This window comes from Clostridium sp. 'White wine YQ' (genome assembly GCF_028728205.1).
In the GTDB taxonomy this organism is placed as follows: Bacteria; Bacillota; Clostridia; order Clostridiales; family Clostridiaceae; genus Clostridium_T.
Genome location: NZ_JAQYUU010000001.1, coordinates 1,189,634 through 1,204,724, shown reverse-complemented (window position 1 = coordinate 1,204,724; position 15,091 = coordinate 1,189,634). Strand labels below are relative to the sequence as shown.

General features: G+C 31.7%; 14 protein-coding genes and 1 pseudogene. 1 reads left to right on the top strand and 14 read right to left on the bottom strand.

Features of this window, described 5'->3' with window-relative positions; genetic code table 11:
• Window positions 1-128: 128 nt before the first annotated feature.
• From PTZ02_RS06045 to purB, 9 genes and pseudogenes are all read right to left on the bottom strand, one after another.
• On the bottom strand, window positions 129-1,841 hold the full coding sequence (locus tag PTZ02_RS06045) for a GTPase (RefSeq protein WP_274226907.1): 1,713 nt from the start codon (window positions 1,839-1,841) through the stop codon (window positions 129-131).
• A complete protein-coding gene (locus tag PTZ02_RS06040) occupies window positions 1,841-4,150 on the bottom strand; it encodes a GTPase domain-containing protein (protein WP_274226906.1) in 2,310 nt (769 codons plus the stop codon). The genes PTZ02_RS06045 and PTZ02_RS06040 overlap by 1 nt, the downstream gene beginning before the upstream one ends.
• Window positions 4,151-4,276: 126 nt before the next feature.
• The gene (locus PTZ02_RS06035) at window positions 4,277-4,612 is read right to left on the bottom strand and encodes an HNH endonuclease family protein (protein WP_274228067.1); all 336 of its coding nucleotides are present in this window, start codon (window positions 4,610-4,612) and stop codon (window positions 4,277-4,279) included.
• Window positions 4,613-4,633: 21 nt separating this feature from the next.
• Window positions 4,634-6,037, bottom strand: a pseudogene (locus tag PTZ02_RS06030) (DUF262 domain-containing protein).
• 42 nt (window positions 6,038-6,079) lie between these two features.
• Window positions 6,080-6,511, bottom strand: coding sequence for a hypothetical protein (locus tag PTZ02_RS06025; RefSeq protein ID WP_274226905.1), 432 nt, complete (start codon window positions 6,509-6,511; stop codon window positions 6,080-6,082).
• Between the two features lie 20 nt (window positions 6,512-6,531).
• Complete coding sequence (locus PTZ02_RS06020) at window positions 6,532-7,299, bottom strand: DUF2089 family protein (RefSeq protein ID WP_274226904.1); 768 nt, start codon at window positions 7,297-7,299, stop codon at window positions 6,532-6,534.
• Window positions 7,300-7,507: 208 nt separating this feature from the next.
• Window positions 7,508-7,645, bottom strand: coding sequence for a hypothetical protein (locus PTZ02_RS06015; RefSeq protein ID WP_274226903.1), 138 nt, complete (start codon window positions 7,643-7,645; stop codon window positions 7,508-7,510).
• 219 nt (window positions 7,646-7,864) lie between these two features.
• Complete coding sequence (locus PTZ02_RS06010; RefSeq protein ID WP_274226902.1) at window positions 7,865-8,425, bottom strand: recombinase family protein; 561 nt, start codon at window positions 8,423-8,425, stop codon at window positions 7,865-7,867.
• Between the two features lie 256 nt (window positions 8,426-8,681).
• Complete coding sequence (purB, locus tag PTZ02_RS06005) at window positions 8,682-10,112, bottom strand: adenylosuccinate lyase (protein ID WP_274226901.1); 1,431 nt, start codon at window positions 10,110-10,112, stop codon at window positions 8,682-8,684.
• 143 nt (window positions 10,113-10,255) lie between these two features.
• On the opposite strand from purB, the gene PTZ02_RS06000 reads away from it, so the two are divergent.
• Window positions 10,256-10,474: a DUF378 domain-containing protein gene (locus tag PTZ02_RS06000; RefSeq protein ID WP_274226900.1), complete on the top strand. Its 219-nt coding sequence runs from the start codon at window positions 10,256-10,258 to the stop codon at window positions 10,472-10,474.
• Window positions 10,475-10,507: 33 nt separating this feature from the next.
• Here the strand turns inward: PTZ02_RS06000 and PTZ02_RS05995 are convergent, their stop codons facing one another.
• The 5 genes from PTZ02_RS05995 to rny all read right to left on the bottom strand — a co-directional run bounded on the left by PTZ02_RS05995 (window position 10,508) and on the right by rny (window position 15,022).
• Complete coding sequence (locus tag PTZ02_RS05995) at window positions 10,508-10,768, bottom strand: HPr family phosphocarrier protein (RefSeq protein WP_202766281.1); 261 nt, start codon at window positions 10,766-10,768, stop codon at window positions 10,508-10,510.
• Between the two features lie 98 nt (window positions 10,769-10,866).
• Window positions 10,867-12,060 (bottom strand): pyridoxal phosphate-dependent aminotransferase, encoded by a 1,194-nt coding sequence (locus PTZ02_RS05990; protein WP_274226899.1) that lies wholly within the window; start codon window positions 12,058-12,060, stop codon window positions 10,867-10,869.
• Window positions 12,057-12,896, bottom strand: coding sequence for a PHP domain-containing protein (locus PTZ02_RS05985; protein ID WP_274226898.1), 840 nt, complete (start codon window positions 12,894-12,896; stop codon window positions 12,057-12,059). The genes PTZ02_RS05990 and PTZ02_RS05985 overlap by 4 nt, the downstream gene beginning before the upstream one ends.
• 144 nt (window positions 12,897-13,040) lie before the next feature.
• On the bottom strand, window positions 13,041-13,301 hold the full coding sequence (locus tag PTZ02_RS05980; RefSeq protein ID WP_202766278.1) for a stage V sporulation protein S: 261 nt from the start codon (window positions 13,299-13,301) through the stop codon (window positions 13,041-13,043).
• 182 nt (window positions 13,302-13,483) lie between these two features.
• Complete coding sequence (gene rny / locus PTZ02_RS05975; protein WP_274226897.1) at window positions 13,484-15,022, bottom strand: ribonuclease Y; 1,539 nt, start codon at window positions 15,020-15,022, stop codon at window positions 13,484-13,486.
• Window positions 15,023-15,091: the final 69 nt, after the last annotated feature.

Below are 15,091 nucleotides of genomic sequence, written 5' to 3'. Positions count from 1 at the left end.
ACAATTAGTGCTTTAAAAGTAGGGGGTGCTTTAAGGGGTTGGGGGTCGTGAAACACTTTTTATTTATACCTATATGCAGAATTATAATCTTCCACCCCCATTAGAGTGCTGCTTTAAACCACTAATATCTAAGCAATCGTGTTAATTTCCATTAATGCTGCATTTATCTCGTCTTCAATATCTTTTATCTTTTTCTTAGCTTGCTTATTATTCTGGTTAGTATTTAGCAACTCATCTCGTTTTGCATCTATAGATTTAATTTTGCTTTGTATCTCATCTTTTAGAAAAGTGTCTGTGGCGGCAATTATTGTTTGTTCGAAGTCTTTAGCAACTTCAACAAATTTTTGTTTTGTTTCAGCTTTAAACTCCCTCAACTGTTTATCCCACTTATCTCTATCCAACTCTTCTTTAACATTACAATATAAATCCCAGCCTACTGCAAGCCAACCGAGTACTTTTCCTGCTTTACCGAGTACTTTCCCTACCTTGTCTGTCATTTTTATTTTACCATAAGGTTTAAACTTAGTTTTAGTCATGTTTTTATATATCTCAACAAAGTGTTTTGCCAAATCATCTGCATTATCACCTATAGCCTTACCAAGATCATCTATACCTCTTTTAATATTTCCTTTAAGCTCCTCTGGTATCTTCACCGGTTTTTTACCCATTTCAAGTCCGTCAATTTTCAATTCTGCATTATAAATAATCTCTTTAACTTCTCCACTTACAGGGCTATTCTCGAATTCTTCAAGTTTTTCTTGTAACTCAGTTATTGGTTCCTTAAGTGATTTTTGCAACTCATCTGCTATGCTATCAATCATTTCCTGGAGTCTTTCATCTGCTTCATCATATACTTCCTCTATTTCAGTAGGATCCGCTTTTCTTTCAAAAGCTTGCACAATAGGCAAGCATAACCCCAAAATATCCTGTTTTTTTTGAATTCTAAGCTTATTAAAGTTTCCCTTAATCTTATTCTCACATTCGTTAAAAATTCTCTTCTGTCTCGAATAATAGTTGTTGAGTATATCAAATTCGTTACCCTCATCACTTGAAGCTATTCTGATAGAATCAAGAATTGCTAATATACTTTGTAAGGGGCTTGAAAGTCTACCTATTATTCTGTTATTAAAGCAGAAGGTATTTAGTCCATCAATAAGAGATGTAATTCTACTGCTTTCATAAAGTTCGCTTTTAATCTCATCATCATCTTCTTCTAGTGAATCAATATAATTCCTTGCAGAAATAAATATGGGTGAGAATTGCTCAATGTTATATGGTTGTAATCTTATCGTTAACTCTTCTTTCATTATTCCTATTGCTTCATCTATACTTCTATCCATTAAATTAACTCTATCAATCTGATTAATAACTAACATACACTGTTTACTTTTTTTGAGTAAATTCATAGTATCAAAAAAAGCCTGTATATTGTATGAATTGAATAATTCATTTGTAATAACATATATTAGTAAATCACTATCTGCCGCTGCTCTAAAGGCCATTTCATCATGTTCCTCAAGACCAGAAAGGGTACCTGGCAAATCTATTAGCTTGAGTCCTTGATATTGAAAAATTTTAACCTCACTTGTTGCTACATTTGAATTAATTAAAACATCTTTACCTGTTAAAGCTTTTATAATAGAAGATTTACCCACATCATATTCTCCAACCAAAGCTATAGTAAGCGGGGCATCTGAATCTGGTATGACTGATTTTAACTTTTCAGTCCATTTGCTACACTGTGGAAATTCTGTTGTTGAGAGATTGTCCAAAATGCTCAACATTTTTCTGCAAATATTTTGAGTCATAGTGGAAACCTTCATATAATTAACTTCTTTCACTATTGCACCTCCTCAAAATTAATCTTACATCTTAGCAATGCTTCTGATAAAAAGTGATTTGTTTTTTTCTTATCATACAGAAGTCCAAGTTCCTGTCTGGTACATTCTTTTACAAAAACGATTTTACGAGAATTCTTTTCCTCTATTCGTACCCTTTCTTCTGTGATAGATTTTACACCCAATGCTTCAACAACCTGTTTTTCACCCCATTTCCCCCAAATATCCTTATATCCAACAATATTAATTATTTCTTGGCCAAAATTCTTACGAATTTTCCTAATATATCGCCCATCTAAACCAATTGCTATTTTTACAATATCGACATCAGCATCTTGTGCGGGTATTATTCCAATTTTCAGCCTGTGCCCAACTTTTCGAACCACACGATGTATATTAAACAGGATTATGTGCTCATCATCCATAATTGTACTAAAGATGTACTCCATTTCTTTTTTTAGAACATCAATCCTAATATTAGAAAGTGAATTCATTAAGCTGAAGGTTTCATTAATGTATACATCTGATTCCTTTAGTGATAAATCCATACCATCAATTAATTTCTTTCTTGTGGTTTCAATAACTGCATTAATCCATTTTTCATTCTTATCTTTTAAGTTTTGATAATTTTTACTTAAATCTTTTTTTAGTTCTCTGATAGTATTATTCTTTTCTTGCTGGATATCTCTATTACCGCTGTTTTCTAAGTCATTTCCTATATTTTTCACTTCTTCAGAACCAATATAACCTACTACACCACCAGCAACCAATACTCCAGCACCAGCTGCCAATGCTACCCATCCAGTAGGATTCCAGAAGTTGGTAACTGACCACCCAAGTAATGCAGATGGAGCTACTCCTGCAGCAGTTCTTCCAACCGTTTTTATTACTTTTGCAGTGGTCTTCTTGAACTTAGCGGAATTTAGCTTACCAATATCAATCGTTGTCTCATAACCAATATTTCTGCTTACATTTTCTGCAACAATATTCAAATCAAAACCCATATCTTCTTCAAAGGTAGACATATATATATTTATAGCTTTTATTGAGTCTTCTTGGTACTGAAGCAGTCTTTTTCTAACATTCTCCCAATCCAAATAGTTTTCGTATTTTTTATGAATCTTACCATCTGCCCCTTCTGAAATATATTTCTCTACAAAAGCATCTACACCAAATATTTTTTCATCAAATATTTCCTTAATTATTTCAAAATCCACAAATAGCTTTTCTTTAATATTTCTTATATCTTTAATAATTCTGGGCCTTTTCTTTGCTAGTGTATCTGCCTGTGCCTTGAGCGGAAAAACTTTTGACCTAAGCACATCTTCTACTTCTTCTAATCTATAAATGAATGAATCATATGCTGAACGTGTTTTTATAACAGCTGCATCTGCAACCACAGTTTCACAAATATATTTAATAACTGAATCAAATCTACTACACTTATATAATTTTTCATGCATCCCTATCTCTTCAATTGATAATTCGCTATTTTTAAGTGCAAGCTGTGATCTAAACGCACCTTCCATAAACACTGGAAATATAGGTATTTCTGATACTCGTTGAGAACTCTGAAAAATTGAAAACTCCTTTTTTAAATAATCTTTTATCCTATGAACATGCCCCTCAACTTCTTCGTCTCTAATGACACGCTCAGGACATTTTAAAACTATTTTAGGATTGCCTGCTTTTACATTTAGTATAACTGCAAAAGGTTTGTTCTCCTTGAGTAGTTCTGCTAATTTTTCAATTAAACTTGGTTCGATATGGTCATCACTTATAACCATTAATATCAAGTCTGCTTGTTCCATATAGTTATTAGCTAAATGAAAATTACTCTCATCAAAGCCCTCAATACCTGGTGTATCAACCAAACGAATTCCATTCCAATTATACTCAAAAATATCCTTTGTCCAGTCAGGTGTTCCATTTCCGTTTATTTTTAAATCCTCTCCTAGGAAAGCTTGTATCGTTGTACTTTTACCGGACATTGTTCTTCCAAAGAGCATTATAGTAAAGTTATTCAAATTATGTAACTTTTCATCAAATATCTGTTCTCGAGTTATCTGAAACCCTTCAATAACAGAGTTTCTTTCTCTAATTAATTCTTTTATTTGGTGCGCAAGTTTTTTATCATATTTAGCTATATCCTTATATAGACTGTCAAAATTTCTATTATTCAGATATTTTTCTATGTCTTCAAGAACTCTTTTATTTATTTTTTCTAAGTAATTATAGTGTACTTTTGCTGTCTGAGTAGCTATCCTTATAGCTTCAGCAATCCTTTGCGTATCTTGATTATATCTACTCATCTTTATCCTCTCTAATCTTTTTAATACTTTACCAGCAAGAGCTGTTTGGTGTCATCTCCGAACAGTAACTTTCTATTTTTAGATGCCATTTATGACTACATTATCTCGCTCCAAACTATCGGAGATTTACATACTTTCGTAATCACACCACATTTCCTTTGCAAAATTAATAAGCTTTTCCTTTCTTGATTCAATTGATTTGTGCGTCCATTTCCCTTTATCAAGGAATTGCTCAAGTTCATTTTGTGTTTTAAAAGGAGCCTTTTTAAAATATACCGTATTCTTAACTTTTATATCAGCATTACCCTTACTTGAATTAGCCGATATTGGGTCTATTGTAAGATTTCCTATTGAATGAAGATATGTTTCCACAAAACTCTCATTAATTTTGTCATGCTTGAGTTCTTCTGTAATAATCTTCAGATCCTCTTCCTTTGGATTCTGTGGCAGAATATGCTCAATTGAAAATTTATATCTCTTATTCTAAGTTTTAAAAATTGAATGAGGAATTGGTGCTGCAACCGGCTGTTCAGAATCTCTTAAATAATTTTCATACTTCCAAAAGAAATAATTCTTTATTGTTGAAGAGTAATATGTAAAAAAGGGGCTATCACCTATGTACTCTATAAAATCCTTATCAGAACTAAAATCTTTAATTGCAGTTTTTAAATCACTGCATAATTTCTCGTAGTCACCATTAAATTCTCTCGCAAGGGTGTACAATCTGGACTGACCCTTGTTTGCCATCCCACCAAATATGCTGTAAACTCTAAAGCTGAATATTTCAACTAACCTGCAAACCCTTTTAAAACTAGTCTTTTTATCAGAACCGTCAAAACGGTAAGCCTTAATAAGTAATGGATAGAAATTAGCCACATTTCCTAGCACCTGTATATCCATTAATTCCTCTAAATCGCTTTTTAAAATATTTTGCATAACAGAGAACGTTTCTCTTAGATTTTTAGTGTATCCATCTATATATTTTAATGTCTTGTCCTTTTTATCAGCTTTAATAAGTTCATTTACCTTATTTTTCATCATCTCCATATAAATTTGATATTCTTTCCTTTGTTGTGTAATCTTCCATTCCTCATAAGCTATAAAATTATATTGAAGGATTGAATTCTCATCAATAAAATTATCTATATCCGAATAAGCCTTATATATTTCGCTAAAGCGAGATTGGATATTAGAAAGTAAGGACTCTGGTTCATCCGAAGATATGTATGTTTTGTACATCATAAAACTTTTTGTTTTTTCTAAATTAGTAAGTTGTTTTCCACTATCATTAGTTGTTTCAAATATTAATGTAGCTTCTGCTTTATCTTGAACGGAGTATGTTAGCACTTTAGTACTTTCTACCTTTTGTAGTAATTCTTTTAGTTGAGATTGTGTAAATTCACCGATAATTTTCGAATCAAAATATTGTTTTGCAAATAAGAGTTTCTTTTGAGAAGGGGTGGAAATTATTTCAGCTGGCATATCATTACCTTCAAGAATATATGTTGTAAAGAATTCATTGTCTTCAGATAAAACCTCAAGTTTGAATGCTGATTTATATTTTATGTATGTCTCCAAATATAGTTCTTTTGTATCTGCATCGCAATCTGTATATTTTGACAATAGGGAATTTAAAAATATTATCAGTGTTGTAATTCGCTGCTGTCCATCAACTATTTCAATTATATCGTAGGCTCCACGTTTACCTGTTTCTTGAAAAAGTATTGTTCAAAAAAAATAATCCTTATTCAGTTTCTGATTCTTAAAATCATCAATGAAATCAGAAAGTTGTTTCTCACCCCAGGCATATGCCCTTTGATATTCAGGTACCTTGAAAATTTTCTTCCCATCAAACAAATCATTTAATGTCTTTTGTCCATTCTCCATCCCTTTAACACCTCATAATCTAAATAATAATTTCATACAACTTTACTCTTTAATAACAGTTATCATATTTGTGTCCGTATCTATTTCAAATATCTTTATTCCTTTAAGCAGGTGATAATTTGTCCTACAGTAGTATTCAGCCAATGTTTCATTTCGTCTTGCATGTGTTGCTTTCTTCAGCACAATGATCTTATTAGTATTTTTCGGCAAGTAATTCATATAAAACACAGCTTCATTAATAAATCCCATCTTGGCACTAGGAATGTTTCCTGTTTCAGTCCAAGTATAACACTTACATTCAGCTATTATAATTTTATCTTTTGATACACAATCAAATTTATGGTTTTTAGCAGGTTCACCGATAGGTATAGCAACTTCATTATAGAACTCTTTCTTATAATATGAACTCAAAATTTTGGCTACCTGCTCTTGAAAAAGCCTACCTACCTTTGGATTTTCGCTATTTGTATTCATTTCTCATTCCCTCACCTATATTATCTTTTTAATTCAGCCATAAATGCTGGTTTAATAGAAAGGTAACCTCTTTCATTATTACAAATCTCTGCCCAATCAAGGATAGCGCAAATAACAAATCCTGGACCAAATGCGGTCTCACCCTCCTGTACACCATGCACCTTATGTGCAATGTATCCTTCAACTGAATTTAACATTAGCTTTTCGGTGCCTAACTTTGCACCGGACTGAGCATTTCCTTTCTTTGCTTTACCACCGTTATTTATTACAACCTCAACTGCAGCTTCTAAAGCTTCCCATACCAGTTGATTTGCCGGAGGTATTTTAGGAGATACAAGGCCTTTACCGTTTTCATTAAACCATATGTCGCAACCATCTCCATTGTAAAGAGTAACAGTTGCTTGCCCTCCTTCAGCATTAAGCTTTTCCTTTATTTTTCTAACTACTAAACTATCTGTATCTTTTACAGACAGGCTTTTTATAATTGGCATAGGCAATTCGCCTCTTTCGACATTTTTTAGTGGAGTCAACTTTAATTTATCCAATATATCTGTAAGTTTCTTTTTTGTTGCAGGGTAAGACATACTTTTCTCATTTTGAATTGCTTTAAAGTTTCCTTGATACTTCAGAAAGCATTCTATAAATTCAAGTTCATCAGTTGACAAATAATCAAACTTACTAAGAGGAAAATCACCATTTAACTCTAATTCGCAATTATCACAGGCAAGCTTTGTTGCTAATAACCTTTCATTACATCTTGGGCATGTAGCCACGAGTTCTCTTTCCATAATATTCCTCCTCCCATATAAGGTAATTGTATATAAGATTGATAATTCTGTCAATATAGTTATTAATATTATTACATACTACTTTTATAAAATAAAAATAGAGCAGTCAAAGTGATTACATCAAATTCACATCAACTGGCTCTCCGTACATTCATTATTCAAGTACAACATCTATCTCTGTGCCATCAAGCAGAGTTACAATAATCCTCTACCATTCAGACACAGTCATCTTCTCAATAATGCTATAAAATAAATCTATATCAAAATCTTGTATCGGTTCCTCCTTCTTCAGCATCTCTATCAATTGATTTGATTTATACCTTACCAAGGCATTCTCACTCTTCAAGTTGTCTTTCCATTTTCCCAAGAAGAATACTTTATTTTCAATCATAGCATTGAAGGTATTTATAAAGGGTTTATATAAAGTACTATAATTTATATGCTTGTTTTCACAGCCCTTTTGGCCCTTTACCTTATATCAGTTATTGCATCTCCAAAAAACCCGTCTAAACCTCTCATCATTAGAGTTCCATACTTTTCTTCCGAATAGGCTGCTACATCATCCTCATATTACCTTTCCTGCAAAGGGATTATTTTCTGAAGCATAATCAAGTTTGTAAACACCATACTTTTCTGCAAAGATTACTCTTCTCTCCATTTCAAGCTGAACTGCCTCCCATGTTTCCTTATCAATAATTTCAGGATGGCTCTCTTCCACATAATACTGAGGAACTTCTCCTTTATTCTCAACTCTCTTCTTTGTAAGAAAGTCCACTGTGTATGTCTTTTGGAGCAGGGCATCACCCTTGTACTTTTCGTTGGTTAACATCTTTCTTATTGTACTTTCATACCATTTCGCTTTTTCATTCCAATTTGGCACTCCATCTTCTTCAAGTTCTCTTGCTATTCTGTTTAACCCTTTGCCATCAAGGAAATCCTTGTAAATCCTTCTTACAATCTTAGCCTGCTTTTCATCAATTATTAGGTTTCCTTCCTCATCTTTATCGTAGCACATGAATTTCGTATAGTTTACTGTCACCTTGCCTTGCTCAAACCTTCTTCTAATTCCCCAGGAGGAGTTTTCTGAAATAGAGCGGCTTTCGTCCTGTGTAGTATTAGGAAACATATGCAAATAACGAACTCATAAATAATACTCAAGTCGCATCCAAAACAAACTTCCTTGGAGAACTCTAGAGGCATAAATTCATCTCTATGCTTCAATAACAGTTTTAGAATATCTAACTTTAATCTTTTCTCTATAAGATGTTTAAATAACTGTAAAGTTACATCACATTGTTTTAAAACCCTCCTATTTTCAAACCAAGTTTTTTCAACAAAAAAATAAGAAGACCTATTAAGGTCTTCTTATTATCACTACATTATTATACATTTATTTCAGCTTTTGCACCTAGCATCTCTGAATTATTATTTAATATTGGATCAATATATTCATCAATAAATTCTACAACTTGACTAGGAGCTCTTCCTATAAATTTCATTGGATCTATTATATCTATAATTTGTTCTTTAGATAACTTAAAGTCAGGATCAGCTAGAATTCTATCTATAAGATCATTATTTAAGCCTTCTCCTTTTACTCTTTGAGCAGCAGCCATAGAATGAACTCTTATTTTCTCATGAAGTTCTTGTCTATCTCCACCTATTTTAACAGACTCCATCATTATATTTTCAGTTGCCATAAATGGAAGTTCATTATTAACGTGAGCAGCAATTACTTTTTCGTATACTACCATATTCTCAGCTATATTCATATATAGATTTAAAACACCATCAAGAGCTAAGAAAGCTTCAGCAACAGCTATTCTTTTATTTGCAGAGTCATCTAAAGTTCTTTCAAACCATTGAGTTGCTGCAGTAATAGCAGGATTTAAAGAATCAACAATTACATATCTAGCTAAAGCACTTATTCTTTCTGATCTCATAGGGTTTCTTTTATATGCCATAGCAGATGAACCTATTTGATTCTTTTCAAATGGCTCCTCAACTTCTTTCATGCTTTGAAGTAATCTTAAATCATTTGAAAATTTATATGCACTTTGTGCTACTTCTGATAAAGTGTTTAAAACTATTGAATCTAATTTTCTTGGATATGTTTGGCCTGTTACACCAAAACTCTTCTTAAAGCCCATTTGAGTAGCTACCATTGTATCAAGAGCTTTAACTTTTTCTTCATCGCCTTCAAATAAAGTCATAAAGCTTGCTTGAGTTCCTGTTGTACCTTTAACTCCTCTTAGCTTTAAAGTACTTAATAAGTGGTCTATATTTTCTATATCCATTACTAAATCTTGCATCCAAAGTGTAGCTCTTTTACCAACTGTAGTTAATTGAGCAGGTTGGAAATGTGTAAAGCCAAGTGTTGGCATATCTTTATATTTTAGTGAGAAATCTTTTAATAGTTTTAATACATTAACAATTTTCTTTTTTACGAGTAAAAGTGCATCTCTCATTATAATAACATCTGTATTATCTCCAACATAACAAGAAGTTGCTCCTAAGTGGATGATTCCTTTAGCTGATGGGCACTGTAAGCCATATGCATAAACATGACTCATAACATCATGTCTAACTTCTTTTTCTTTTTTTATAGCATCTTCATAATTAATGTTATAGATATTAGCTTTTAATTCATTTATTTGTTCGTCAGTTATGTTTAAACCAAGTTCTTTTTCGCATTCTGCTAGTGCAACCCATAGTTTTCTCCATGTAGAAAACTTCATATCATCAGAAAATATGTAACTCATTTCTTTTGAAGCATATCTAGAATTTAAAGGTGTACTATATAAGTTTGTCATAAAAAACCTCCATACGAATAAAATTTAAAATTTATCTAATATAGTTCGCTATTATTATATCATAATTTCTACATAATATCAGTTATATTAAGAAAAAAAGTTGAATATAAATTAGTATAAAAATAGTTGGGAGTTGTATGAATATGTATAAAATAAGTATGTTAGACAAAATTTCTTTCATTTTAGTAATTATAGGGGCTGTAAATTGGGGGACAATTGGGTTATTGAATTTTAACTTAGTTCACTTTCTATTTGGTATCTTACCCATTATAGAACGAATAATTTATATATTAGTATTTGTCGCAGGAATAAATTTAATAGCTATTTTTGTTAGAAGTAAATTCGTTATGAAAAAAGCTTAAAATAAAAAAAAGGTTCTATCGAACCTTTTTTTATTATTCTTCTAAACTGTCGATTAATTTAACGATTTCTTCAACAGCTAAAGTTTCATCATCACCAGAAGCGATAACTTTTACTAAAGCGTCTTTAGTAACTCCTAAAGAAAGAACTCCGATTAAGCTCTTAACATTAGCTTTCTTTCCATTGTACTCAATTTGAACATCAGACTTAAATGATGATGCTTTCTTAACTAATAAAGTTGCAGGTCTAGCGTGTAAACCTGTAGCATTTTTAACTAATACTTCTTTAACTACCATTACATTCACCTCTTTGTATATTTTGTTATAAACATAATAACTTCCTTAATTATATATTGTTTTCTAGATAATTTCAACTGAAATATAAAAATAACGAATTATTTTATTAAAGAAACAAATAAAGATAGTCTCTTAAGTCCTTCTTCTATAATACTATTTGAAGTAGCATAGGATAATCTAATATAATTTTCAAGCCCAAATCCGGCTCCAGGTACCACTGCGACTTTAGTTTCATCAAGCAAGATGTTTGAAAATGTTAGTGAGTCAGTTATTGTTTTACCCTTATAGCTTTTACCAATAAAGCTTTCTATATTCACCATAATGTAAAAAGCTCCTTGAGGATAAATATAGCTTATGTCATCCATTTTATCTAACATCGAACTCATTAAATCACGTCTCTCTTGGAAAACTTTGATCATAGAATATAAATCATCCTGTGGCCCTTCTAAAGCTTCAAGAGCCGCATATTGAGATATAGAACATACATTGGAGGTCATATGACTTTGGATATTGCTCATAACTTTTATAACTTCTTTAGGACCTGCTGCATAACCTACTCTCCAGCCAGTCATTGAATATGATTTGGACATTCCATTTATAACTATTGTTCTTTCGTAGGCATCTTTACTTAAGCTTGCAATACTTACATGCTCTTCAGAGCCATATATTAATTTTTCATAAATTTCATCAGAAATTATAAATAAATTATGCGCTGCAGCAAAATCTGCAAGTTCTTTTAATTCTTCTCTTGTGTATATAGTTCCAGTTGGATTATTAGGAGAATTAATCAAAATTGCCTTAGTTTTTTCAGTTATATACTTTTCTAGAATGCTAACTTTAAATTTATAGTTATCTTCCTTTTTGCAATCAATAAATACTGGAACACCATCAGCTAATTTAGTTAATTCAGGATAACTAACCCAATATGGTGTTGGTATAAGAACCTCATCTCCAGGATTAAGTATTGCAAGAAAAGCATTTGCTAAACATTGTTTAGCTCCTGTAGAAATTATTATTTGAGATTCATCATATGTTAAATTATTATCTTTATATAACTTAGTAGCTATAGCTTTCTTAAGATTTGTTATACCAGCTGCTGGTGTGTATTTTGTAAATCCTTCTTCCATAGCCCTAACTGCTGCATCTCTAATATTTTTAGGAGTATTAAAATCTGGTTCACCTGCTCCAAAACTTACTACATCTATTCCATTAGCTTTCATTTCTTTAGCCTTTGCTGTAATAGCTAATGTAATTGACGGCGATATTGCTTCCCCTTTTTTTGATAAAATCATAATGTACCTCCATTTTTACTTTTGCTTATTAATAGTTTATTTAATTGACTTTCATTGATGCCATATTCACCAATAATACTTTCTTCCTTTGAAATGATTGTGTGACAATCACTTCCCCCAGTTACAAGAAGTTTGTATTTGCTAGCAATATTATAAATGCAATTAATTTTTTCGCAATTATGACTCGGATGAAATACTTCTATGCCTTTAAGTCCATGACACTTTAATCTTTTGATAGTATTCTCCAGTTCCATTGGTCGATTCATTTCACCTGGATGTGCCAAAACAGAAATTCCTCCAGCGTATTCTATAATATCTAAGATATCATTGTAAGGAAGTTTTTCTCTTTTTACATAGGCTGGTTTTCCTTCAATAAGATAATTAATAAATGCAGACTTAAATGAGTCTGCATATCCTTTTTTTACTAATGCAGAAGCAATATGTGCCCGACCTAAAGAGCATAATTTATTAGTATTTAAATCTGAAAAATCAATTTCTATGTCAATCTTTTTTAACTTATCTAATATTCCTTCAACCCTTTTTGATCTCGATACCTTTAAATCATCCATTAATCCTAATAAGTGACTATCTTTTATGTCTATGAAGTACCCTAAAATATGTATTTCCATTCCATTAAATTCAGTAGATAATTCTATACCAGGAATTATAGATAGGTCATCATACATATTTTCCGTTATGTATTGTGATTCTAGGGTATCGTGATCAGTTATGGAAATGTAATTAATTTTTCGCCTCATTGCTAATTCAACAATTTCCTCAGGAGTTAATTTGCCGTCAGAATATGTTGAGTGAATATGTAAATCAGCGTATTTCATAACTTTCACCTGATTTCTCTTACTATATATAAAAAATATATCATTTTATCATTATATTGTAAACTTTAATATGTGAAAGTCTTATTAAAAGGAAAAAACTCGACATTGTCGAGTTAAATTCAAAATAATTTATAAATAATATTATTACCTAGGTTGTACAATTAGTTTTATAGCTGTTCTTTCTTCTCCGTCAATTACAATATCAGTGAAAGCAGGAACACATACGATATCCTTTCCACTTGGGGCAACAAAACCTCTAGCTATAGCAATGGCTTTAACTGCTTGATTAATAGCTCCGGCTCCAACAGCTTGAATTTCAACTATATTTTTTTCTTTTATAATTGCTGCCAGTGCACCTGCTACTGAATTCGGATTAGATTTTGTTGAAACTTTTAATACTTCCATTATTTTGACCTCCTAGTCTTACTAAATTAGCATACGTTTACATATTGCATAATAAATACTTTACACCATATTATATATTCTATATATTTCAATAAATTCCTTCTTCATAAACAAAAAAAATTAAATTTTTATTAAGAAAAAATAAAATACATTTTGTTTTCACAAAATGTATTTATTATCGATTATTTTGCATACTCTACAGCACGAGTTTCTCTAATTACATTTACTTTTATTTGACCTGGATATTCCAATTCTTCTTCAATGCTCTTTACAATATTTCGTGCCATCTCAGTTGCGACTGCATCATCGACTTGATCTGGTTTAACCATAATTCTAATCTCTCTTCCAGCTTGAATGGCATATGACTTTTCTACGCCTTCATATGAGTTTGCAATCTCTTCTAATTTCTCTAACCTCTTAATATAAGCTTCTAGTGTTTCCCTTCTAGCACCTGGTCTTGCTGCTGAAATTGCATCAGCTGCCTGAACCAATACTGCTTCCAACGAAATCATCTCAACATCTCCATGGTGAGCCGCAATAGCATTTACCACTACAGCTGATTCATGATATTTCTTAGCTAAATCTCCACCTATTAATGCATGAGGACCTTCGTATTCTTGATCTACACCTTTTCCTATATCGTGTAGCAAACCAGCTCTTCTTGCAATGTTAACATCTAGTCCTAACTCAGAAGCCATCAATCCAGCTAAATAAGCAACCTCTATAGAATGTTTTAAAACATTCTGACCATAACTTGTTCTGTATTTTAATCTACCTAACAACTTAATAATCTCAGGGTGTAATCCATGTACCCCAGTTTCAAAAGTGGCTTGCTCGCCTTCCTCTTTTATATCGTTTTCTACATCTTTTGTAGCCCTCTCAACCATTTCTTCAATTCTAGCAGGATGTATTCTACCATCTACTATTAATTTTTCCAAAGCTAATCTTGCTACTTCTCTTCTTATAGGATCAAAGCTTGATAATATTACTGCTTCAGGAGTATCATCTATAATCAAATCTACCCCAGTAAGTGTTTCAAGTGTTCTAATATTTCTACCTTCTCTACCTATAATTCTGCCCTTCATTTCATCATTTGGAAGCGCTACAACATGCACTGTTGATTCAGAAACGTGATCTGCAGCACATCTTTGAATAGCAGTTGTAATTATTTCTCTTGATCTCTTATCTGCTTCTTCCTTGGCCTTAGTTTCAACCTCTTTAATCATAATGGCAGCTTCATGTTTAATTTCTTTGTTTACTTCTTCAAGTAAAATGTTTTTAGCATCTTCGGAGCTTAAACCAGATATTCTTTCTAGTTCCTCTCTTCTTTGCTTCAATAATTCTTGAATATTAGCTTCCATTACATCAATTTCTTGCATTCTTTTGTTAACAACGTCTTCTTTCTTTTCTAACACTTCACCCTTTTTGTCAAGTGTTTCTTCTCTTTGAATTAATCTTCTTTCAAGTCTTTGAATTTCATTTCTTCTTTCTCTTGAATCTCTTTCAAAGTCATTTCTTAATCTATGAACTTCTTCTTTAGCTTCTAAAATAGCTTCCTTCTTCAAAGATTCTACATCTTTTTTGGAATTCTCAAGAAGTTCATGTGCTTCTTTTTCTAAATTTTCAACTTTATTTTTTGAAACTTTTTTCACAACCATATATGTAGCAACTGCTAAAACAGCTAATACTACAATATCTATTAATATAAGTTTCGTTTCCATTTAAACACCTCCTTCGCATCTATTTCAATGTATATAAAATTTAAATAAGATAGCGTAGAAAGGTGTCAT